The organism is Ralstonia sp. 25C, from assembly GCF_051904805.1.
Lineage (GTDB): Bacteria > Pseudomonadota > Gammaproteobacteria > Burkholderiales > Burkholderiaceae > Ralstonia.
Genome location: NZ_CP196737.1, coordinates 426,868 through 448,214 on the forward strand (window position 1 = coordinate 426,868; position 21,347 = coordinate 448,214).

The window sequence follows — 21,347 nt, forward strand, 5'->3', positions numbered from 1 at the left end:
TTTCTTCACATTCCCACAGGCGAAATCCGGTCGACCCAATCGGTAATTAGGCCGTCCAGGCCGGCGCTCCACAGCAACTGCGCACGATCGACGTCATTGACGGTATAGCAGCAGACGCGGAAGCTGGCGGCGTGTGCCTCGTCAATGATTTCGGGCGTGAGCTCGCGGTGGTTGGCGTCGAGCGCAACGCAGTCGAGCGCGCGCAGGCGGCCAAGCCAGTCGGCGGGCAGCTTGTCGAGCAGCAGCGCGCGCGGCAGTTCCGGCACCGCGTCTCGCGCAGCGGCCAGCGCCTCTTCCGAGAACGACGACAGCAACGGCGGCACGTCAGCGCCGGCCCATAGCGTGCGGGCATCGAGCGCCACGGCTGCGCCCGTGCGCCACTCTGCGCCCGGGACCGGCTTGATCTCGATGTTCGCGAGGAAGTTGTTGGCGCGCAGATAACGCGCGATGGCCGCCAGCGTGGGCACCGGTTCACCCGCGTAGGCGGGGCTGTGCCAGCTGCCGGCGTCCAGCTGTGCGATCTGGCTGAGCGTGAGTGCGTCGAGGCGGCCGGTACCGTTCGTGGTGCGATCCAGCGTGGCGTCGTGCAGCAGGACGGCCACACCATCGCCCGAGAGCTTCACGTCGAACTCGAACATGCGGTAGCCGAACGAGGCGCCGTGGCGGAACGCGGCCAAGGTGTTCTCGGGCGCCAGTTTGCCCGCACCACGATGTGCAATGGCGCGCGGATACGGCCAAGCCGGCAAGGCGCGTGCGTCGCTCATGCCAGGGCCTCGATGCGGCGGGTGGTCTGCGGGTCGAACCAGTGCAGGTGATCGGCCGAGGCGGTGATGGGCAGTTTGTCGCCGGCCTTCACGCTGGCGTGCGGTTCCAGGCGGACAACGACCGGGTGACCAGCCAGCGAACCGTAGGCAAATGCATCGGCGCCGAGCGCTTCGACCACACGCACATCGATGAAGGCGATGGCCTGATCCGCGGCGCATGGCTCAATGTGTTCGGGGCGCAGACCCATCAAAGCGTGCTCGGGCAGATGCAGGCCCATCGGCAGGTGGCCGAGCGTTGCCGGCGCATAGCCCTCCTTCGCACCATCCACGCGGATCTGCGCGCCCTCGCCTGCGTGGCGCGACACCGGCACGAGGTTCATCGGCGGGGAGCCAATGAAGCCGGCGACGAACGTGCTCGCCGGACGCGAGTACACCTCCAGCGGCGTGCCGATCTGCTCCACACGGCCGCCGTTGAGCACCATCATCCGATCGGCCAGCGTCATGGCCTCCACCTGATCGTGCGTGACGTACAGGCTGGTCGTGCGCAGACGGCGGTGCAGGTCCTTCAGCTCCAGGCGCATCTGCACGCGCAGCTTGGCGTCGAGGTTGGAGAGCGGCTCGTCGAACAGGAACACCGCAGGCTCGCGCACGATGGCGCGGCCCATGGCCACACGCTGGCGCTGACCGCCCGACAACTGACGCGGCTTGCGGTCGAGCAGTTTGCCAAGCTCGAGAATGCCCGCAGCCTGTTCAACACGCGCCTGGATATCGCTCTTGGGCAAGCCGCGAATCTTCAGACCATACGCCATGTTGTCGAACACGCTCATGTGCGGATACAGCGCGTAGTTCTGGAACACCATCGCGATATCGCGCTCGGCGGGTTCCAGTTCGTTGACGACGCGATCACCGATCCACACCTCGCCGCCGGTGATGGGCTCAAGGCCCGCCACCATGCGCAGCAGCGTGGACTTGCCGCAGCCCGAGGGCCCGACGATGACGATGAATTCCCCATCGCCGATTTCCATGTCGATGCCGTGCACGACCTGGAGGTTGGCGTAGTGCTTCTGGACGTTGCGTAGAGACAGTTTTGCCATTGCGATGTGTCTTTAACTTTTCGCTTACTTTTCAGTTTCCACCAGGCCCTTCACGAACCACCGCTGCATGCCGATCACGATGGCCGCGGGCGGCAGCATGGCCAGCATCACGGTGGCCATCAGCAGGTTCCAGTCGGTGGCGGAATCGCCGGAGCGGGAGATCATCTGGGTCACGCCCAGCACGATGGGGGTCATGCTCTTCTCGGTCGTGATCAGCAGCGGCCAGAGGTACTGGTTCCAACCGTAGATGAACTGGATCACGAACAGCGCCGCGATGCTGGTGCGCGAAAGCGGCAACACCACGTCCCAGAAGAACTTGAGCGGACCGGCGCCGTCGATGCGCGCGGCTTCGGCCAGTTCATCGGGAATCGTCAGGAAGAACTGCCGGAACAGGAAGGTGGCGGTAGCCGACGCGATGATTGGGATCGTCAAACCAAAGTAGCTGTTCAGCATGCCGAGGTCCGACACCACCTTGTACGTGGGCAGGATCCGCACTTCCACCGGCAGCATCAGCGTGACGAAGATCAGCCAGAAGAACGTCTTGCGCAGCGGGAACTTGAAATAGACGATCGCGAAGGCCGAGATGATGGAGATTGCGATCTTCCCGAGCGAGATGCCCAGCGCCATAATCAGGCTGTTCATCAGCATGGTGCCGACCGGCGTAGCCGAGTTGCCCATGCCGTGCGTCAACACTTCGCGGTAGTTGTCGATGAGGTGCGAACCCGGGATCAGCGTCATCGGCGCCTGCAGCACTTCTTCGGTCGTGAGTGACGACGCGACGAAGACCACGTACACCGGAAACGCGACGATCACCACGCCAAGGATCAGCACAACGTGCGTGAGGAAGTCCAGGAATGGACGGCGTTCAATCATGATCTGATGCCCTCCTTTTAGTATTGGACTTTGCGTTCAACGTAGCGGAACTGGACGATCGTCAGCACGATCACCAACCCCATGAGGATGACCGACTGCGCGGCCGAGCCACCGATGTCCAGCCCGCGCACGCCGTCCTGGTAGACCTTGAACACCAGCGTCTCAGTCGCCTTGAACGGCCCGCCCTGCGTGACCGAATCGATGATGGCGAAGGTGTCGAAGAATGCGTAGACGACGTTCACCACCATCAGGAAAAACGTCGTGGGCGACAGCAGCGGAAACACGATCGACCAGAAACGCTTCCACGGCCCGGCACCATCGATGGCCGCCGCTTCGATCAGCGATTTGGGAATGCTCTGCAGCCCCGCGAGGAAGAACAGGAAGTTGTAGCTGATCTGCTTCCACGCCGCGATGATGACCACCAGCGTCAGCGCCTGCCCGCCGTTGAGCACGAAGTTCCAGTCCACGCCCATCTTGCGGATCACGAACGACACGATGCCGAGCGACGGGTTGAACAGGAAGCTCCACAGCACGCCCGCCACGGCCGGTGCAATCGCATACGGCCAGATCAGCAAGGTCTTGTAGAACGTGGCGCCACGCAATGCGCGATCAGCAAAGTACGCCAGTGCCAGCGAAGTGCCCAGCCCGACCAGCGCCACACCAATGGCGAACACCGCCGTGGTCTTGAATGACCCAAGATAGGTCGGATCGGCAAAGAGGTCGTGAAAGTTCTCCAGCCCGACAAATTCGAGATTGATGCCGAAGGCATCCTGGCGCAGCAGCGACTGATACAGCGCCTGCCCCGCCGGCCAGAAGAAGAACACCAGAGTGATGACGATCTGCGGGGCCACCAGCACATACGGCAGCCAGCGCGATCGAAAGACGACGCGTTTTTCCATGCGACATTCCAAAAACGCACCGCCGGCCGGTGCAAGCGCACGGGGCCGGCGGTTCAGACTAGCGCAGCGGAGCGCTTATTCCTTGACGGTCTTTTCGAAGCGGGCGAGCAGTTCGTTGCCACGGGCAACGGCTGCATCCAGCGCTTCCTTCGGCGACTTCTTGCCGGCCCAGACGGATTCCAGCTCTTCGTCAATCACCTGACGGATCTGCGGGAAGTTGCCCAGACGAATACCGCGCGACTTGTCTGTCGTCTTGACGATCATCTGCTTGACGGCCACATCAGCGCCCGGGTTCTTGTCGTAGTAACCCGACTTCTTCGTCAGCTCGTACGCTTCCATGGTGACGGGCAGATAGCCGGTGGCCTGGTGCCAGTCGGACTGGACTTCCGGGCGCGACAGGAACGTGAAGAACTTGGCGACGCCCTTGTACTCCTCAGCCTTGTGACCGCCCATCACCCACAGCGACGCGCCGCCGATGATGGTGTTCTGCGGCGCGCCGGGCACACCGGCTTCGTACGGCAGCGGTGCTGGGCTGAACGCGAACTTGGTGCCCACGCTCTTGCGGATGTTCGCCAGCGCCGCCGACGAACCCGTATGCATGGCGCACTCACCCGCGATGAACTTCGCCTTGGGCTCGTCCTTGCGGCCGGCGTAGGTGAAGTAGCCCTTTTTCTGCATGTCCTGCAGGTTCTCGATGTGCTTGATCTGCACCGGGCCGTTGAAATTCAGACGCGCCTTCGGGCCACCAAAGCCGTTGTTCTCGGTGGCAAACGACACGTTGTGCCAGGCCGAGAAGCTCTCCAGATGCACCCACGATTGCCAGTCGGTCGTATAGCCGCACTGGAAGCCAGCAGCCTTCAGCTTGGCCGCGTCGATGGCCACTTCCTGCCACGTTGCGGGCGGCTTGTTCGGGTCAAGGCCGGCCTTCTTGAAGGCGTCCTTGTTGTAATACATGATCGTCGTCGAGCTGTTGAACGGGAACGACAGCATCTCGCCCTTGTTCGACGTGTAGTAGCCCGCCACGGCCGGCACATAGGCCTTCGGGTCGAACTTCTCGCCGGCGTCCTTCATGATCTTGGCCACCGGCACGATGGCGCCCTTGGCGTTCATCATCGTTGCGGTGCCGACTTCGAAGACTTGCAGAATGGCCGGTGCATTGCCGGCACGGAACGCCGCAATGCCCGCTGCCAGCGATTCATCGTACTGGCCCTTGTAGACCGGCACGATCTTGTAGTCCGACTGGCTGGCGTTGAACTTGCCGGCGATCTCGTTCACCTTGTCGTTCAAGGCGCCTTCCATCGAGTGCCACCACTGAATTTCCGTCACTGCGTACGCGCCTTGCGCAAACGTACACGCAGCCAGCACAGCTGCTGCCCCCGCAATCTTCTTGATCGTCATTGTTTCTCCTGATTTCGTGTGCCTCGACGTTGTGGCGGGCTCCCTCGCTCCGCCCACGGCGCGCCGACTCTAAACGAACGGTCGGTCACTTTTATGACAACGGGATGTTACTTGTCTTTCTGTCACAAAGAAATTGGGAAAACCCTCCAAGGTTTGCCTTGCAACGGCCGTTAGAATGAGTTGAGACCACCCTCAATTGCACGTGCAGCATGCTCGCCCCGCCCACCACGCCCGCCGCTCCAGACTCGCCTGAAACCGCCCCCGCGATTGCCGCGCGACGCATTCCCCAAGCGTTGCACCAACTCTCCGATGATGCGCTGCGCAATATCAAAGGCGTCTTCACCGACGTGGATGGCACGCTCACAACGCGAGGCAAGCTGCCGGCGCAGACGTACTCGGCGCTGGAGCGACTGCATCGGGCGGGCATCAAGGTCGTGCCCGTGACCGGCCGCTCGATCGCCTGGTGCGAAGTTATTGCACGGCTGTGGCCCGTCGATGCAGCCATCGGCGAGAACGGCGCCTTTGCCATGCGCGTGGATGCGCGCGGGCACCTGGCCACCGATTTTGTGGACGACGCCCAGACGCGCCATCGCAATCTCGAACGCATCCGCGAGGTGGGCGCCGAGATCCTGCGCGCCGTGCCGGGGTCCGCGCTCGCGTCGGACCAGGCGTGGCATGCGGCGGACCTCGCCATCGACCATGCCGAGCAGGTATTGCCGCTGCCGCAAAGCGCGGTCCGGCACATCGTCGACATCATGCGCACCCACGGCATGCACGCGACCGTCAGTTCGATCCACGTCAATGGCTGGTTCGGCAAGCACGACAAGTTGAGCGCCAGCGTGGCGCTCGCCCGCCGTGCCTTCGGTGTCGAACTGCACGCCGAGCGCGAACACTGGGTGTTCGTGGGCGACTCCGCGAATGACGCAGCGATGTTCGAGTTCTTCCCGCTCTCGGTTGGGGTGGCCAACGTGCTGGATGTAATTGATACGCTGCCCGTGCCGCCCGCCTACCTCACCTCCGCGGAAGGCGGAAGCGGTTTCGCCGAAGTGGCCGAGCGCATTCTTGGGGCGCGCGCCCCTGCCCTGCCCGCACCGCGCGGCTGAGGCATCGTCCTGGGCTTCCGCGCCCTCAGCCATTCTTCAGGTTTCTCGTCGCGCCGCATGCCGCACGCGGCACGGCGTTTGCGCCTTGTTGGGGCGTTGCACCACTTCGCACCATGTGACTGCCTCATAACGGTGCGAGCGGTGCCAACACCCTTTTTCAACGCACCGACAGGAGCCCCTCATGCAAACCCAGAAACTACGCCAGCGCTTTGAACACGCGGAAAGCACCATTGCTGAACTGGCCCGGACCTGTTCCTCGCACAAGGATGTGCCCGACGCGCTGAAGCAATCGGTCCAGCAACTGGACGAGCAAGCCCGCCAATGTCACTCGCGTCTGGAAAACGCGCAGGACGAACAGACCTTCGTCGAAGCCATCGACAAACTCGAAGCCGCCTCCGACCGCGCCAAGATGGCCTGCCAGAACGCCAGCAGCAAAGTGGACCACGCCGTGGAAACCGCCGTCATGCGTGCCCACGAAGAGTTGTCACAGCTGAAACACCGCCTGCACTAAGCGCCCCCGCGCCGGCGGCGCACAAAAAAAAGGGCGGATTCCCTTATCGGAAATCCGCCCAATCCCAATCGCCAAGCTCGACGATATTCGGTGGTGTCAGCTTCGTTGATGCGTCAGTCGAAGCCGAGCTCCTGCAATTTGCGCGTAATGGTGTTGCGGCCAATGCCCAGACGCGTAGCCGCCTCAACACGGCGCCCGCGCGTGACACCCAGTGCGGCCTCCAGGATGGCCTTTTCAAAACGGCGCGTGAGCACGTCCATCACTTCGGGCTGGCCGGCCTCCAGCATGGCCTTGGCCTCGCCTGCCAACGCACGTTCCCACCCCGCAGCAACGGAAGCACCGACCGCGTGTGTGTCTGCCGACGGCGTCACGCCGTACGGCTCGCCGCCGTGCGAGGGCTCGCTGCCAAACACCGGACGCGCCGCGCCCGCATCGCCCGCCGCCGGCAGCGTCTGCGCGCTACCGCGTACGAGGTCGTAAGGCAGGTCCTTGATTTCGATCATCTGCGCCGGCGCCATCACGGTCAGCCAGTTGCAGAGGTTTTCCAGCTGCCGCACGTTGCCGGGGAACGGCAGCGTGGCGATATGCGCCAACGCATCGTCCGACATGCGCTTGGGCTCCACGCCGAGTTCCTTTGCGCTCTTCTGCAGGAAATGGCGTGCCAGCAGCGTGATGTCTTCCGGGCGCTCGCGCAGCGCGGGCAGGCGCAGGCGGATCACGTTCAGGCGGTGGAACAAATCCTCGCGGAACAGGCCGTCCTTGACGCGCGTTTCCAGGTTCTGGTGCGTCGCCGCGATGACGCGCACGTTGGCCTTGAGCGGGTTGTGGCCGCCCACGCGGTAGAAGTGCCCGTCCGACAGCACGCGCAGCAGGCGCGTCTGCAGGTCGAACGGCATGTCGCCGATTTCATCGAGGAACAGCGTGCCGCCTTCAGCTTGCTCGAAGCGGCCGCGGCGCATGGTCTGCGCACCGGTAAAGGCGCCGCGCTCGTGGCCGAACAGTTCGGATTCCAGCAAGTCTTTCGGAATCGCCGCCGTATTCAGCGCAATGAACGGACCGCTCGCACGCGGGCTGTGCTTGTGCAGCGCGCGGGCCACCAGCTCCTTACCCGTACCGGATTCGCCGGTAATCAGCACCGTCACGTTCGATTGCGACAGTCGGCCAATCGCGCGGAACACGTCCTGCATGGCGGGCGCCTGGCCGAGAATCTCGGGCGAATCACCCAGGCGATCGTCGATCTCTTCCTCGCGCAGGCTTTCTTCCAGCGCGCGGCGGATCAGCTCGACCGCGCGATCCACGTCGAACGGCTTGGCGAGGTATTCGAAGGCGCCACCCTGGAATGCCGCAACCGCGCTGTCGAGGTCCGAATACGCGGTCATGATGATGACCGGCAAGCCAGGATGCTTCGTCTTGATGGCCTGCAGCAGGTCCAGCCCCGAACCGCCGGGCATGCGCACGTCGGAAATCAGTACCTGCGGCGTTTCTTCATCCAGCGCGTTGAGCGCGTCGCGAACGTTGGTGAAACTGCGCGACAGCAGGCTCTCGCGTGCCAGCGCTTTTTCGAGGACCCAGCGGATGGATTGATCGTCGTCGACTATCCAGATTGGCTTCATGTGTTGGTTCGTCTGCTTGACATCGTCTTGCCTGGGCCCTTGTGCGCTGACTGAATGCGAAACCTCAATGCAGCGGTACAAGAATGCGGAAATCCGTCAGACCTGGCCTGCTCTCGCATTCGATCAGGCCATCGTGTTGCTGCACGAAAGTCTGCGCGAGTGTCAGGCCCAGCCCGCTTCCCCCCTCCCGTCCGGACACCAGCGGGAAGAAGATTCGCTCGCGGATGTCGTCCGGGATACCAGGACCGTTGTCCACTACATGCAAGTCCAATGCCAGCTTGTAAAGACGTTTTGCAATCGTGACTTGTCGTGCCACGCGCGTGCGCAAAATGATCTCGCCATCGCCCTGTGCGATGCGAGGCCCCAGCGCATGCGCTGCGTTGTGAACGATGTTGAGGACCGCCTGGATCAGTTGTTCCTTGTCGCCGCGGAACTCGGGCAGGCTGGCGTCGTAGTCCCGCACGATGCGCAAGCCGTGCGCGAACTCCGCAAGCACGACGGAACGCACGCGCTCCAGCACCTCGTGGATGTTCACGTCGCCCACGATATGCGGGTGCCGGTGCGGCTCCAGCAGGCGGTCCACCAGCGTCTGCAGCCGGTCGGACTCCTTGATGATCACCTGGGTGTATTCGCGCAACGACCGCTCGGGCAGTTCGAATTCCAGCAACTGCGCGGCACCGCGGATACCGCCGAGCGGGTTCTTGATCTCGTGCGCGAGGTTGCGGATCAGTTCCTTGTTGGCGGAGGTGAGGTCCAGCAGACGCTCTTCGCGCTCGCTGCGGATCTTCTGCTCATTGGGCAGCAGTTCCAGCAGCACGGCGCCCGGCGCAAAGTCGAGGGCGCCCACCACCGCGTGCGCATGCAAGGGCTCATGACCGGGGCGATCGAGCGATACATCGCGCCGCTTGGCGTCGAACTGGCGACCGGCCACCGTGGCGATCATTTCCGCCAACTCGGACGGGTCGGCAAACAGCTCGTGCAGCGAGATCTCCACCAGTTGGCGGCGAGACACGGCCAGGGCGGCTTCAGCGGCGGGGTTGGCGTAGTAGATCGTCAGCGACGGATGGCGGACGAACAGGACGGGATTGGGCACCGCGTCGAGCCCGGGGTACGACGGCGGCGCGTTGGGCGAGAACGGAATGGGCGGCGGCCCATCGATGGTGTCTCCGGCGTCGATGTCAGAACCGGCGAACGCTGACGGCGCGGGTGGCGTCGTCTGTTCCTTGTCATCGCGGCGTGCCGCTTTGCGGATCAGTTGACGCATCGTTGTATTACTCCCTTAGGTTGCCCAGCTCCCGGCGGATGGAATCGACATTGGCCTGGCTGCGTTCGATGTCGCTCTTCAACTGCGCGGTGCGGTCCAGATACTTCTGATAGTTGCGCTCATTGCCCTGGCGCTCGGGCTGGCCGTTGTTGTATTCGGCCTTCAAACCTTGGAGCTTGCGCTCCTCTTCGGCCAATTCGGCCTCCAGCACCTGGCGGCGTTCGCCGTCACGTGCCTTTTGCGTGGCGCTATCCACGCGCGGGAAACCACCACCTGCATTGCTATTGCCGTTCTGCGCCGGCGCCGGCGCAGCCCCTGCGCTTCGAGGGCTGCGGGTGCCCGGTACGGTTACCACGTCAGGCAGCGTCAGCTTCTTGCAACCCTTCACGTTGCCGCTGTTGCGGTACTCCGGCACGCCATTCGGGCCCGTACACAGATAGACGTCATCTGCGTACGCAGGTGCCTGCATGGACAACGCGGCAAACACCGCTGCGCTGGCAAACAGTCCGAATGCAATGCGTGAGGAAGGGCGGGACATGAATGAAATCTGGCGGAAACGTCGATCGGGCGCCGGAAATCGGTCGTCCAATTCCGGCGGTCGCTCATTCTAGCCACAAACCTTCCCTTCACAAAAAGGAAGGGCGACCTTCGCCGCCCTCCTTTCACAACCGTCGCGTTGCCCCGACACATCGGCCGGGGCGCTCGCTCAATTACAGCGAGTAGTACATCTCGAACTCGAGCGGGTGCGTCGTCATGCGGAAACGCGTGACTTCTTCCATCTTCAGCTCGATGTAGGCGTCGAGCATGGCGTTGGAGAACACACCACCGCGGGTCAGGAACTCGCGATCCTTATCCAGGTACTCGAGGGCCTGATCCAGGCTCGAGCACACGGTCGGGATCTTTGCGTCTTCTTCCGGCGGCAGGTCGTACAGGTTCTTGTCGGCAGCTTCGCCCGGGTGGATCTTGTTCTGCACGCCATCCAGACCGGCCATCAACAGCGCCGAGAAGCCCAGGTACGGGTTCATCAGCGGATCCGGGAAGCGCGTTTCGATACGGCGGCCCTTCGGGTTTGCCACGTACGGAATACGGATCGAAGCCGAACGGTTACGCGCCGAGTACGCCAGCTTGACCGGAGCCTCGAAGCCCGGCACCAGACGCTTGTACGAGTTCGTGCCCGGGTTGGTCAGGGCGTTCAGCGCGCGAGCGTGCTTGATGATGCCGCCGATGTAGTACAGCGCGAATTCCGACAGACCGGCGTAGCCGTTGCCTGCGAACAGGTTCTGGCCGTCCTTCCACACCGACTGGTGAACGTGCATGCCCGAACCGTTGTCGCCCACGACCGGCTTCGGCATGAACGTGGCGGTCTTGCCGTAGGTGTGCGCGACGTTCTGGATCACGTACTTTTGCAGCTGCGTCCAGTCGGCGCGTTGCACCAGCGTGCTGAACTTCGTGCCGATTTCGTTCTGGCCTTGGCCAGCCACTTCGTGGTGGTGCACTTCAACGGGAATGCCCAGCGATTCGAGAATCAGGCACATTTCCGAGCGCATGTCTTGGAACGTGTCGATCGGGGCGACCGGGAAGTAGCCGCCCTTCTTGCCCGGACGGTGGCCCGAGTTGCCGTGTTCAAATTCCTTGCCCGACGACCACGGGGCTTCTTCGGAATGGATCTTCACGAAGCAGCCTTGCATGTTGAACGTTCCAGGTCACGCCGTCGAAGATGAAGAATTCGGGTTCCGGACCGAAGTAGGCGGCGTCGCCCAGGCCGGAGCTCTTCAGATAGGCTTCAGCGCGCTTGGCGATCGAGCGCGGGTCACGGTCGTAGCCCTTGCCGTCCGACGGCTCGACCACGTCGCAGGTCATCACCAGGGTCGGCTCTTCGTAGAACGGGTCGATGTGGGCGGTGTTCGAATCCGGCACCAGCAGCATGTCCGACGCTTCGATGCCCTTCCAACCGGCGATCGACGAACCGTCGAATGCGTGACCGCTTTCGAACTTGTCTTCGCCGAAGTGCGAAACGGGGACCGAGACGTGCTGCTCCTTACCCTTGGTATCGGTGAAGCGGAAATCGACGAACTTGACGTCGTTTTCCTTCACGAGCTTCATCACGTCTGCAATGCTTTGGGACATGCCATTCTCCTGGTAGCGCAATAACGCAAATCATTGTGAGCCGGTTGTGTGACGGATCCGTGCGACCCGCCCTCACCCCGAAACATCTTCTTTCCAGCCAGGCCGCCCGGTATTACCTGACGCCCCCGAAAAAGACCGCGGAAATCTTAGCAGAAAGCATGCCAATCACGACCCGCAGACGGGCATGGCCTCCCGCAAATAGTGCAGCGCCTTGGCAGCCCTTGGCTGGCACGGTGCTCGGGCCGGTGCAAAGGCACGCGCGAACGTGCAACCGCAGCGCCGCTCACAGCGTTCGGCTGTCCAGCCAGCATAGCTAACGCACCACCGTAGTGCTCAAAAATCAATAAAGCACCGCTATTGTGCGGCCGCATCAAATCCGCACCATTCCGGTGATTCACTTCTGTACCCCTGGCCAGCGGGGCTAGAATGTTTGCTTTCCATTCCCGCCATCGCCATGACTGCAACCACACTCACCCGCGAGTCTCTGCTAGAAGCGGCTGCCGCCCGCCGTGAAGCTGACCAGCTGCCGTATTTCGGCGCCCTGTCGCCGCAAGAAGCGGCCGCGCTCTTGGCAGCCGATCCGCAGGCCCGGCTGGTGGACGTGCGTACGCGGGCGGAACTGGATTGGGTCGGCACGCCAGAGGTGCCACCCAGCCAGTTCGTTCATGTGGAGTGGAATCAGTATCCGGGCGGCGTGCGTAACCCGAACTTCCTCAGCGCATTGGAAGCGGCCGTACCGAAGGATGCGCCGGTGCTATTTCTGTGCCGCAGCGCAGCGCGCTCGAAGCATGCCGCCGTGGCCGCCGCGCAAGCCGGCTACAAGCACGCGATGGATGTGCTGGAAGGTTTTGAAGGTGCCAAGGATGGCGAAGGCCACCGCAAGACCGTGGAAGGCTGGTGCTTCCGTGGCCTGCCCTGGCACGGCGCCTGAGCCGATCAGCCCAGCCAATTAGGACGCCGCTGCGGCGTCCGTTTCGATGATCTCGCCGCCCAGCGCCAGCGCGCCTTCGCGCAGCACGACATAGGCGCTGGCCACCGCCTCGGGTGAGCCCTTCACGCCCAGGTCGATGTGCGAGCGGGCATAGCGCTCGCCGCGCGCGGCATCGCCCACGCTGGGCAAGCTGAACACCTTCACGCCATCGAACTCGGCTTCGATGCGCTCCATCAGCGGCGTCAGCCGCGACTCCGGCAGGCCGAATACCAGGAAGGAACGCTCTTCACGCGGCGCGCGGTGGAATTGATCGGCGTAGTAGGTATCGAGCACCCACTCCATCATCGGCCACGCCATCACCGGAAAGCCCGGCATGAAATGGTGATGCGCCACCGAAAACCCGGGGATACGGTTGTAGCTGTTCGGGATGATGCGCGCGCCCTGCGGAAACTCGCCCATTTTGAAGCGGTGCTGGTTTTCGGGCGTGGATAGATCCGCCTTGAGCGGGTCGCCTGCGGCCGTCTCGGCAATGCGCAGCGTGATCTGCTCGCGGGCTTCTGGATGCAGTTCCAGCGGTACGCCTAACGCGGCGGCGGCGCATTGGCGCGTGTGGTCATCGGGGGTGGCGCCGATGCCGCCGGTGCAGAACACCACGTCGCTGGTGGCAAACGTGCGCTTGAGCACATCGGTGATGCGCGCGGGCTGATCGCCGACGTACTCGGCCCACTCCAGCGCAAGGCCGCGCTCACCGAGCACTTCGATCAGCTTGCGCAGGTGCTTATCTTCGCGGCGGCCCGAGAGGATCTCGTCGCCGATGATGATCATGCCGAAAGCCATGTCAGTCCTGATGGTTCTGATTTCTGATGGTTCTGATTATTCGCGGGGCAATTCAATGGTGGTGACTTCGATCACGCTGGCTTCCACCATGCGCGCGGGCGGCGCCTCGGCGCGCAGGCGCGTCAGGGCACGCAGGCAGAAGTGGCCGAACCACAGCGCCGAGAAGATAAAGATCAACGCATACAGCCAAATGACGGCGATGGCGATGAGCGGGAACAGCACGATCGTCACCACCGACGATACCCACAACAGCGTCGGCGCCGAGCCCAGCATGCCAACCGCCACGCCGATGCCGAGCAGCGGCAACCGGTAGCGCTGCATGATCGCGCGGCGCTCCTCGGCCGTGGCGTGGTCGGCCAGCGCGTCATAGGTCATCAGGCGATAGGTCAGCCAGCCCCACAGCAGCGGCGGAATCAGCGCGAAGAACGGCGGAATCAGCCACAGCGGCAACGTGATGATGGCTACGAGGAGGAACACCAGCGTGCACAGCAGCGCATGCAACGCGCTGCCCATCAACGACCCGCCCTTGCGACGCTCCAACTGCGGATAGCTGCGATCCAGAAAGCGCATGACCGACGGCACCGCCGTCACGCTCACGAAGACGAGGATCGACACCACAATCACCGGCACCAGCAGCGTAATGACCAGCAGCGGCGCGATGGCCGACCACAAACCCGACATGCCGATCGCGTTGAGGCCGCTCTTGATCCAGCCCATGAACGTCCAGCCCTCGACGGCACTTCTGGCGATACCGTTCATGGCATCCCAGCCGAAATACAGCACAGCGCCCCACACCACCACGGCAACGATGAACGGCAACACCGTCAGGAACAACATGCGCGGATGCAGCTGCGAAAGCAGTGCGCGGCCAAACGAGCGAATCAGATCGTTCATGCAGGGAAACAGGGGAAATCAGGGAGCGGACAGCCTAGCACAGCGGGCCGACATGCCGCCGGCCACGCAGCGGCCCCATTTTATGCGCGGCCGAACAGCCGCTTGAGACCAAGCCACTGCTGGCGCAACACCCCGCGCCCGTAGTCGCGGGAGCGGCCTTGCGGCGCGGGAAGTTGGTCGCGGATGCCGGTGGCGTGGTACTCCGGCGAGAAGATGGCGGTACCGAACAGCATGTCCCACCACGGGAACAGCACGCCGAAGTTGCAGCCGCCCAGCACGCCCGGCTTGCCCGGCACTTCGTGCCCCAGGCCGATGGCGTGATGCATCCGGTGGAAGCGCGGCGAGATCAGCAACCGCTCGCCCAACCAGCCGAAGTGCAGCCGCACATTGGCGTGTTGCAGGCTCTGCAGCAACTGCGAAATGGCGACCAGCAGCACGTACTGCGAAGGCTCTACGCCAATGGCCAGCGCCGCGATGGCAAACACCGCACCACGCAACACATCGTCGAGGATGTGGTTGCGGTCGTCCGACCACAGCGTCATCTGCTGCTGGCTGTGGTGCAGCGCATGCAGGTTCCACCACCAATGGAACTTGTGCGACAGGCGGTGATACCAGTAGTCGAGCAGATCGAACAGCACGAGATAGATCACGAAGCTGACGATGGCGACGGACGTCACGCCCGGCCACCAGTCTTCGACGTTCAGGTGCGCCCAGCCCCAGAACCGCAGCTTGCCGTCCAGTGCGTCGATCAGCGGCTGCAGCGTGAAAAACAGCAGCAGCGGGAAGAAGCCGAGGCGATGGAACAGCGTGTAGATGATGTCTGCGCGTATGGCCTTGCGATCCTGCACCGGCTCCACGGGGCGCCAGCGCTCCAGCGGACGGAAAACCAGCAGCAACACGGCGATCTGCACCAGCCCCATCAGCAGCCATTCGGTGCCGGGGTACGCATCTTCCACGTAGCCACCCAGGCCGATGGCGTAGGTAATCGGCATCACGACGTGCTGAAAGAGCACGTCCTGCGCTTGCGTGAAGGTGTCGGCAATCCAGTCGAACATGTCAGCGCGCTGCTGCGGGTTTAGCCGATTGGGCAGCAAACCAGGCCTTGTATTGCGGATGATCGCGCAGCGTGGCAAAGCAGAAACCCTTGCGCTCCAGACCGGTGATCAGCGGCTCCAGATCCGCCGGCGCCCATGGGTCCTTGCGCGACCAGATGCCCAAGTGCGCCATGGTGATGTCGCCATCGCGCAGATTGGCGAGCGCCTTGTCGAGCAACGCTGCATTTGAATAACGCTCGGACGGCAACTCGTCGCCGAGGAAGCCAGCCGGCGCCCAGGCCACGTGGGCAAAGCCGCATTGCTTGGCCCAGCCTTCCGTTGTCGCAGAAAGATGACCGCCCGGCGCGCGCCACAGCGGGTCCATCGGCTGGCCAGTCATGGCCTTGAAGCGGTCAGCGCTGCGTTTGAGCTCTGCGCAAAACTCGGGCTCACCCCAGACGACATTGCGGCCGCCCTGCTCACCAAACTGCGGGCGGAAGCGGACCTTGTCGGTGCCAGCCTCGCCCTTGTAGTAGACGTGATCGAAGGTATGCGTGCCGAAAGCGTGGCCGTCAGCAGCGAGCGATTTCCAGTACGGTGCCCAACCGTCGTCCAGCGTGCTGTCGCCGTGGATCGTCTTCTCGTTGGCGAGGAAGAACGTGGCGTGAATGCGGTGGCGGCGCAGCGTGTCGGCAATCAACTGCGCCTGGCTCATGCTGCCGGTGTCGAACGTCAGGTAGACGGTGCCTTTGCACGCGCCGGCCTGCTTGTTCCCATCTGCGCCACCCGGGGCAGCGCTCGCCAGCGCGCACAGCCCCAGCGCCGCCGTGGCGGCCATCGTGCGCAGCATCGACAGGCCAGCTTTCATGATCGTCACGCTTTAGAGGAGCGGCGCGCGCGAACGGAAGTAGATGCCGTGCGGCGAGCGCCCGACCTTGATCTTTTCCACCACCGACCGGCTTGCCACATCGACGATCGCCACGGTCTTGGCCCAGCGGCAGGTCACCCAGAGCTGCTTGCCGTCGGCGGTCAGTTCCATGTCGTCCGGGCCGGGCGGCAGGCCGGTGATATCGCCGACCTTGGTCAGCGTCTGCTGATCGATGATGCTGATCGTGCCCGACACGCGGTTCGACAGGAACAGGTGGCGCTTGTCACCCAGCGCACGGAAGTTGTGTGCGCCCTTGCCGGTCGGGATGCGTTTGACGCTGGTGCGGGTGTGCCAGTCGATGACTTCGACGTAGTCAGCGCCAGTCATGCCCACCAGCAGGTATTTCTGGTCCGTCGTGACCCACACGCCGGCCGGCGCGGAGCCAATGGTCATGCGCCACATCACGGTCTGCGTGGGCAGGTCGATCGCCATCACCTCGTTGGAATCCTGCACGGTGATGAACGCGATCTTGCTGTCGGCGGTAAAGGCGATGTGGCTCGGCGTCTTGGCCGCCGGGATTTGCTTGGCGAGGGTGAGTGCGTGGCCGTCCCAACGGTAGATGTCCACGCGATCCAGGCGGTTGCCGGTGGTCAGGAACCACTTCTGGTCGGGCGAGAAACCGATCTGGTACGGGTCATCAATGCGCGGCACGCGCTGCTGGATCTTGCCGGTGATCGGATCGAGGAAGACGAGATCGTTGCCGACCGCGTTGGCGACGATCAGGGATTTTTCGTCCGGCGTGGCGATCAGGTGATGCGGCTCCTTACCGATCGGGAACGTCTCCAGCACCTTGCGGCTGTCTTTGTCGATCAAAGAGACGCTTGCGTCGCCCGAATTGAGCACGGTGACGACTTCAGCACGCGCCACGTGCGCGGCCACCAAAGCAGCGGCCGACAGGACAAGCGTGGAAAACCAACGGGGGGCAAACGAGGCGCGCGAGGCAGACATAGCGAGAAGATTCAGCAACTTAGCCAGCCATTCTAACGCCCGCCTTTAGGGCACCGCTGACACAAATCAAAAAAAGAAAGCGGGAACTTTCCCCACGCCCGACAAAGCACTGCAGCCTATCGCTGCATGGATTCCCACACCTTCTGCAGCCGCTTGACCGACATCGGCACCGGCGTGCGCAACTCCTGTGCAAACAGCGCGATGCGCAACTCCTCCAGCATCCAGCGGAACTCCTCCATGCGCGGGTCGCTGCCGCCCTGCCCTTGCACGCGCAGCATCTTTTCCGCGCGCTGGTACTGCTGGATGAGCGGCGCCATCTCCTGCATCCGCTGCGTATCGCGCGCCGGATCGGCCTTGAGTTTGTCGATGCGCAGCGCGATGCCCTTCAGGTAACGCGGAAAGTGCTGCAATTGCGCGTATGGCGTCGCCTCGATAAAGCGCTTGTGCATCAGCGTTTTCAGCTGCGTGTCGATATCGGCATACGCCGCCGCGAACGGCTTGGCGATCTGCAGCTTGCGCGGCATCTGGGCGTATTCCGCCAGGATCGCGCCGACCAACCGTGCAATTTCCTGCGCCAGCAGTGTTAGGCGCGCGCGGCTTTCGTCCTTGCGGGCGCCAAAGCTGGCATCGTCGGTGGGCAGCGGATCTTGCAGGCAGGCGCGCTCCAGCGTGGCATCCAGGATCTGGTCGCGCAGTTCGTCCTGCGTACCGAGGTTCATGAACTGGATGGCCATCTGCGACAGCCCCGGGATGTTCTTTTCCAGGTACTTCAACGGCTCGCGCAACTGGATCGCAAACAGCCGGCGCAGGCCCAGCCGATGGATGCGCGTGGCCTCGGCTGGATCGTCGAAGACCTCCACGTCGCAGTGGTCACCCGCATCGACGAGTGCCGGATAGCCGAACAGCGTCTGGTTGCCTTTGCGGATTTCCAGCAGCTCGGGCAGTTCGCCGAAATTCCATGTCGTGAGGCCGGAATAGAGCGCCGCATTGGACGGCGCCTCGCCCTTGCCGCTCTTGCTGGGCTTGGCGTTCTCCTGCGCACCGATGACGGCTGCGTCCTTCGCAGCGATCGACTGGAAGGTCTGCTGCGCACGTCCACCGAGTTCGGCACGCAACTGGGCGAGATTGCGGCCCATGTCGAGCTGGCGACCGTGCTCGTCGATCACCTTGAAGTTCATGAAGTGATGCGCGGGCAGCGTTTCGAGCTTGAAGTCGGCGCGCTTGAGCATGATGCCGGTCTGTTCACGCACATCGGCGATCAGGCGGTCAAGCAGGTCGCCATCACCCAGCCGCACGCGCGACACAAAACCGGCGGCATAGTCCGGCAACGGCACGCAATGGCGGCGCAGCTTCTGCGGCAGGCTCTTGAGCAGCAGATGCACCTTCTCCTTGAGCATGCCGGGCACCAGCCATTCGGCGCGCTGCGCGGGCACTTGGTTGAGTGCGTACAGCGGCACCGTCAGCGTCACGCCATCGCGTGGGCTGCCGGGCTCGAAGTGGTACGTCAGGCCCATATCGATGCCGGCAATCGGCAGCACCTTCGGGAACAGGTCGGTCGTGATGCCGGCCGCTTCATGCCGCATCAGGTCATCGCGATTCAGGTACAGCAGTTTCTGGCCCGCTTTGCCACTGGCGCTGGCGGCCTCGGCATACCAGCGCTCGAACGAAACGGTGTTGTAGATATCGGCCGGGATCTGGCTGTCGTAGAACGCGTAGATCAACTCGTCGTCCACCAGCACGTCTTGCCGGCGGGACTTGTGCTCGAGGTTCTCGATCTCGCGCACCAGGCGCTGGTTGTGCGCGAAGAACGGCAGGCGCGTCTCGAACTCGCCGTTGACCAGCGCCCGGCGGATAAACATCTCGCGCGCTTCCTTCGGCTGCATCGGCCCGAAATGCACGCGGCGCTGCTGGTAGATCGGCAGGCCGTACAGCGTGCCGCGCTCGAAGGCCATCACCTGGCCGGCCTTCTTCTCCCAATGCGGATCGCTCCACGACACCTTCAGCAGGTGCGCGCCGACCTTCTCCACCCACTCGGGCTCGATGCGCGCGAGCGTGCGGCCAAACAAGCGGCTGGTCTCGACCAGCTCGCCCGCCACGACCCACTTGCCTGCCTTGCGTGCAATGGCCGAACCCGGCCAGAGGAAGAACTTGATGCCGCGCGCGCCAAGGTATTCACGGCCCTTGCCGTCGGCCTCTTCGATGCGCACACCGATATTGCCCAGCAACCCCGTCAGCAGCGCCAGATGCAACTGCTCGTAGGTCGGATCGGTTTCATTGAGCTTCCAGCCCTGCTCCGCCACCGTCGTGTGCAATTGCGAATGCACATCACGCCATTCGCGCAACCGCACGTGCGAGAGGAAATGCGAGCGGCAATTCTCCTGCAACTGCTTGTTCGATTTCTTGTGCGCGATCGCCTCTTCAAACCACTTCCACAGCTTCACCCAGCCGAGGAATTCGGATTTCTCGTCGGCAAACAAACGGTGCGCCTGGTCGGCCTGCTGCTGGAGTTCCTGCGGTCGCTCGCGCGGGTCCTGCACGGACAACGCGCTCGCAATGATGAGCATTTCGCGCAGGCACTGGTGGTCGCGGCCGGCCAGGATCATCCGCGCCACACGCGGATCCAGCGGCAGACGGGCGACCTGCTTGCCCAGTGGCGTCAGTGCATTCTCGTCGTTGACGGCGCCGAGTTCTTGCAGGAGCTGGTAGCCATCGGCAATCGCACGACCCAGCGGCGGCTCGATGAACGGGAATTGCTCGACGTCCGTCAGCCGCAGCGCCTTCATGCGCAGGATCACCGCCGCCAGCGATGAACGCAGGATTTCCGGATCGGTAAAGCGCGGCCGCGCGATGAAATCCGATTCCTCGTACAAGCGGATACACACGCCGTCGGCCACCCGACCACAACGGCCCGCGCGCTGGTTGGCCGCGGCCTGCGACACCGGCTCGATCTGCAGTTGCTCGACCTTGTTGCGATACGAATAGCGCTTGACGCGCGCCAGCCCCGTATCGACCACGTAGCGGATGCCCGGCACCGTCAGCGAGGTTTCGGCCACGTTGGTTGCCAGCACGATACGCCGAGCGTTGGATGGGCGGAACACACGCTCCTGCTCTTGCACGGACAAGCGCGCAAACAGCGGCAGGATCTCGGTATGCGCCGGATGGTGCTTGCGCAGCGCCTCGGTGGCCTCACGGATTTCGCGTTCGCCGGGCAGGAAGATCAGCACATCGCCGGAGCCTTCGCGGGCGAGTTCGTCCACCGCATCGACGAGGGCTTCGTAGAGATCGCGCTCCTTGTCCTTCTCGTCTCGCTGGACGGGGCGGTAGCGCACCTCGACCGGATACAGCCGTCCGCTGACTTCGATGACCGGCGCCGGACCCTTCGGCCCGGCAAAGTGCTCGGCAAAGCGCTGCGCATCGATGGTAGCCGAGGTGATGATGATCTTCAGGTCGGGCCGGCGCGGCAGGAGCTGCTTCAGATAGCCGATCAGGAAATCGATATTGAGGCTGCGTTCGTGCGCCTCATCGATGATGATCGTGTCGTACGCGCGCAGCAGCGGATCGTTCTGCGTCTCGGCCAGCAAGATGCCGTCGGTCATCAGCTTGACCGACGCGCCGGCCGACAGCGCATCGTTAAAGCGCACCTGATAGCCCACGTGTTCGCCCACCGGCGTGCCGATCTCCTGCGCAATGCGCTTGGCCGTCGATGTGGCGGCAATCCGGCGCGGCTGCGTGTGGCCAATCAGCCCGGTACCGCCCGCGCCAATGCCCCGCCCAATCGACAGGCAGATCTTCGGCAACTGCGTGGTCTTGCCCGAACCGGTCTCGCCCGAGACGATCACCACCTGGTTGGCGGCGATAGCCTCAGCGATCTCGTCGCGCCGGGCCGACACGGGCAGCGCCTCGGGAAACGTGATCGGCGGAACACGGTTGGCGCGTGCGCGGCGGGCCTCCAGCGCGGCGGCGAGTTCTTCCGGCGTGGGCTTCGGACGACGCTGCGAACGGCCATTGCCGCCAGGCTTGCGCTCGGGCGGCTGAGTGTCTTTCGGCAGGGGTCGGGAGGGCGCCGCAGACTGCGGCTTGGCGTGGGAATCTGACATCGGGCGGGATTATAATCCGCGCATCTTTCCCG

17 protein-coding genes and 1 pseudogene are annotated in these 21,347 nt (G+C 63.6%); 3 read left to right on the top strand and 15 right to left on the bottom strand.

All coding sequences use genetic code 11. From position 1 onward, the window contains the following. Positions 1-5 precede the first annotated feature (5 nt). The 5 genes from ugpQ to ugpB form a co-directional block, all read right to left on the bottom strand. Positions 6-764 carry a glycerophosphodiester phosphodiesterase gene (gene ugpQ / locus ACS7SF_RS01910; protein ID WP_439891439.1) on the bottom strand — a complete coding sequence of 253 codons (759 nt, stop codon included), beginning with the start codon at positions 762-764 and terminating at the stop codon, positions 6-8. Then, positions 761-1,858, bottom strand: a complete 1,098-nt coding sequence (locus ACS7SF_RS01915; RefSeq protein ID WP_439891440.1) for a sn-glycerol-3-phosphate import ATP-binding protein UgpC — start codon at positions 1,856-1,858, stop codon at positions 761-763. Before ACS7SF_RS01915 ends, ugpQ begins: the two co-directional genes overlap by 4 nt. 24 nt (positions 1,859-1,882) lie before the next feature. Then, on the bottom strand, positions 1,883-2,731 hold the full coding sequence (gene ugpE, locus ACS7SF_RS01920) for a sn-glycerol-3-phosphate ABC transporter permease UgpE (RefSeq protein WP_439891441.1): 849 nt from the start codon (positions 2,729-2,731) through the stop codon (positions 1,883-1,885). Between the two features lie 17 nt (positions 2,732-2,748). Further along, entirely contained in the window at positions 2,749-3,630 is an 882-nt protein-coding gene (gene ugpA, locus ACS7SF_RS01925) for a sn-glycerol-3-phosphate ABC transporter permease UgpA (RefSeq protein ID WP_252678639.1), read from the bottom strand. A 75-nt stretch (positions 3,631-3,705) separates the two neighbouring features. Next, positions 3,706-5,028, bottom strand: a complete 1,323-nt coding sequence (gene ugpB / locus ACS7SF_RS01930; RefSeq protein ID WP_439891442.1) for a sn-glycerol-3-phosphate ABC transporter substrate-binding protein UgpB — start codon at positions 5,026-5,028, stop codon at positions 3,706-3,708. A 209-nt stretch (positions 5,029-5,237) separates the two neighbouring features. On the opposite strand from ugpB, the gene ACS7SF_RS01935 reads away from it, so the two are divergent. Together ACS7SF_RS01935 and ACS7SF_RS01940 are read left to right on the top strand one after the other, a co-directional pair. After that, positions 5,238-6,131, top strand: coding sequence for an HAD family hydrolase (locus tag ACS7SF_RS01935; protein ID WP_439891443.1), 894 nt, complete (start codon positions 5,238-5,240; stop codon positions 6,129-6,131). Positions 6,132-6,312: 181 nt separating this feature from the next. Continuing rightward, the gene (locus ACS7SF_RS01940; RefSeq protein WP_439891444.1) at positions 6,313-6,642 is read left to right on the top strand and encodes a hypothetical protein; all 330 of its coding nucleotides are present in this window, start codon (positions 6,313-6,315) and stop codon (positions 6,640-6,642) included. Between the two features lie 113 nt (positions 6,643-6,755). On the opposite strand, the gene ntrC is transcribed toward ACS7SF_RS01940, so the two are convergent. The 4 genes and pseudogenes from ntrC to ACS7SF_RS01960 form a co-directional block, all read right to left on the bottom strand. Further along, positions 6,756-8,255, bottom strand: a complete 1,500-nt coding sequence (ntrC, locus tag ACS7SF_RS01945) for a nitrogen regulation protein NR(I) (protein WP_439891445.1) — start codon at positions 8,253-8,255, stop codon at positions 6,756-6,758. A gap of 64 nt (positions 8,256-8,319) precedes the next feature. Next, entirely contained in the window at positions 8,320-9,519 is a 1,200-nt protein-coding gene (gene glnL / locus ACS7SF_RS01950; protein WP_439891446.1) for a nitrogen regulation protein NR(II), read from the bottom strand. A 7-nt stretch (positions 9,520-9,526) separates the two neighbouring features. Further along, entirely contained in the window at positions 9,527-10,057 is a 531-nt protein-coding gene (locus ACS7SF_RS01955) for a DUF4124 domain-containing protein (protein WP_439891447.1), read from the bottom strand. Between the two features lie 172 nt (positions 10,058-10,229). Next, positions 10,230-11,646: pseudogene (locus ACS7SF_RS01960) on the bottom strand (3-hydroxylaminophenol mutase). Between the two features lie 454 nt (positions 11,647-12,100). Between ACS7SF_RS01960 and ACS7SF_RS01965 the strand changes: the two are divergent. Next, positions 12,101-12,577, top strand: coding sequence for a rhodanese-like domain-containing protein (locus ACS7SF_RS01965; protein WP_439891448.1), 477 nt, complete (start codon positions 12,101-12,103; stop codon positions 12,575-12,577). A gap of 18 nt (positions 12,578-12,595) precedes the next feature. Here the strand turns inward: ACS7SF_RS01965 and ACS7SF_RS01970 are convergent, their stop codons facing one another. From ACS7SF_RS01970 to hrpA, 6 genes are all read right to left on the bottom strand, one after another. Next, positions 12,596-13,414 (bottom strand): competence/damage-inducible protein A, encoded by an 819-nt coding sequence (locus ACS7SF_RS01970; protein ID WP_439891449.1) that lies wholly within the window; start codon positions 13,412-13,414, stop codon positions 12,596-12,598. Between the two features lie 36 nt (positions 13,415-13,450). Further along, positions 13,451-14,308, bottom strand: a complete 858-nt coding sequence (locus ACS7SF_RS01975) for an EI24 domain-containing protein (RefSeq protein ID WP_439891450.1) — start codon at positions 14,306-14,308, stop codon at positions 13,451-13,453. 80 nt (positions 14,309-14,388) lie between these two features. Continuing rightward, positions 14,389-15,363, bottom strand: coding sequence for a sterol desaturase family protein (locus ACS7SF_RS01980; RefSeq protein ID WP_439891451.1), 975 nt, complete (start codon positions 15,361-15,363; stop codon positions 14,389-14,391). A 1-nt stretch (position 15,364) separates the two neighbouring features. Then, positions 15,365-16,210 (bottom strand): polysaccharide deacetylase family protein, encoded by an 846-nt coding sequence (locus ACS7SF_RS01985; protein ID WP_439891452.1) that lies wholly within the window; start codon positions 16,208-16,210, stop codon positions 15,365-15,367. A gap of 12 nt (positions 16,211-16,222) precedes the next feature. After that, positions 16,223-17,218 (bottom strand): cytochrome D1 domain-containing protein, encoded by a 996-nt coding sequence (locus ACS7SF_RS01990; protein ID WP_439891453.1) that lies wholly within the window; start codon positions 17,216-17,218, stop codon positions 16,223-16,225. A gap of 116 nt (positions 17,219-17,334) precedes the next feature. Further along, positions 17,335-21,315, bottom strand: coding sequence for an ATP-dependent RNA helicase HrpA (hrpA, locus tag ACS7SF_RS01995; protein ID WP_439891454.1), 3,981 nt, complete (start codon positions 21,313-21,315; stop codon positions 17,335-17,337). Positions 21,316-21,347: the final 32 nt, after the last annotated feature.

Bases quoted from the DNA above. Each gene is read 5' to 3' on its own strand.
- ugpQ (WP_439891439.1), bottom strand. From the start codon at position 764: ATGAGCGACGCACGCGCCTTGCCGGCTTGGCCGTATCCGCGCGCCATT.
- ACS7SF_RS01915 (WP_439891440.1), bottom strand. From the start codon at position 1,858: ATGGCAAAACTGTCTCTACGCAACGTCCAGAAGCACTACGCCAACCTC.
- ugpE (WP_439891441.1), bottom strand. From the start codon at position 2,731: ATGATTGAACGCCGTCCATTCCTGGACTTCCTCACGCACGTTGTGCTG.
- ugpA (WP_252678639.1), bottom strand. From the start codon at position 3,630: ATGGAAAAACGCGTCGTCTTTCGATCGCGCTGGCTGCCGTATGTGCTG.
- ugpB (WP_439891442.1), bottom strand. From the start codon at position 5,028: ATGACGATCAAGAAGATTGCGGGGGCAGCAGCTGTGCTGGCTGCGTGT.
- ACS7SF_RS01935 (WP_439891443.1), top strand. From the start codon at position 5,238: ATGCTCGCCCCGCCCACCACGCCCGCCGCTCCAGACTCGCCTGAAACC.
- ACS7SF_RS01940 (WP_439891444.1), top strand. From the start codon at position 6,313: ATGCAAACCCAGAAACTACGCCAGCGCTTTGAACACGCGGAAAGCACC.
- ntrC (WP_439891445.1), bottom strand. From the start codon at position 8,255: ATGAAGCCAATCTGGATAGTCGACGACGATCAATCCATCCGCTGGGTC.
- glnL (WP_439891446.1), bottom strand. From the start codon at position 9,519: ATGCGTCAACTGATCCGCAAAGCGGCACGCCGCGATGACAAGGAACAG.
- ACS7SF_RS01955 (WP_439891447.1), bottom strand. From the start codon at position 10,057: ATGTCCCGCCCTTCCTCACGCATTGCATTCGGACTGTTTGCCAGCGCA.
- ACS7SF_RS01965 (WP_439891448.1), top strand. From the start codon at position 12,101: ATGACTGCAACCACACTCACCCGCGAGTCTCTGCTAGAAGCGGCTGCC.
- ACS7SF_RS01970 (WP_439891449.1), bottom strand. From the start codon at position 13,414: ATGGCTTTCGGCATGATCATCATCGGCGACGAGATCCTCTCGGGCCGC.
- ACS7SF_RS01975 (WP_439891450.1), bottom strand. From the start codon at position 14,308: ATGAACGATCTGATTCGCTCGTTTGGCCGCGCACTGCTTTCGCAGCTG.
- ACS7SF_RS01980 (WP_439891451.1), bottom strand. From the start codon at position 15,363: ATGTTCGACTGGATTGCCGACACCTTCACGCAAGCGCAGGACGTGCTC.
- ACS7SF_RS01985 (WP_439891452.1), bottom strand. From the start codon at position 16,210: ATGAAAGCTGGCCTGTCGATGCTGCGCACGATGGCCGCCACGGCGGCG.
- ACS7SF_RS01990 (WP_439891453.1), bottom strand. From the start codon at position 17,218: ATGTCTGCCTCGCGCGCCTCGTTTGCCCCCCGTTGGTTTTCCACGCTT.
- hrpA (WP_439891454.1), bottom strand. From the start codon at position 21,315: ATGTCAGATTCCCACGCCAAGCCGCAGTCTGCGGCGCCCTCCCGACCC.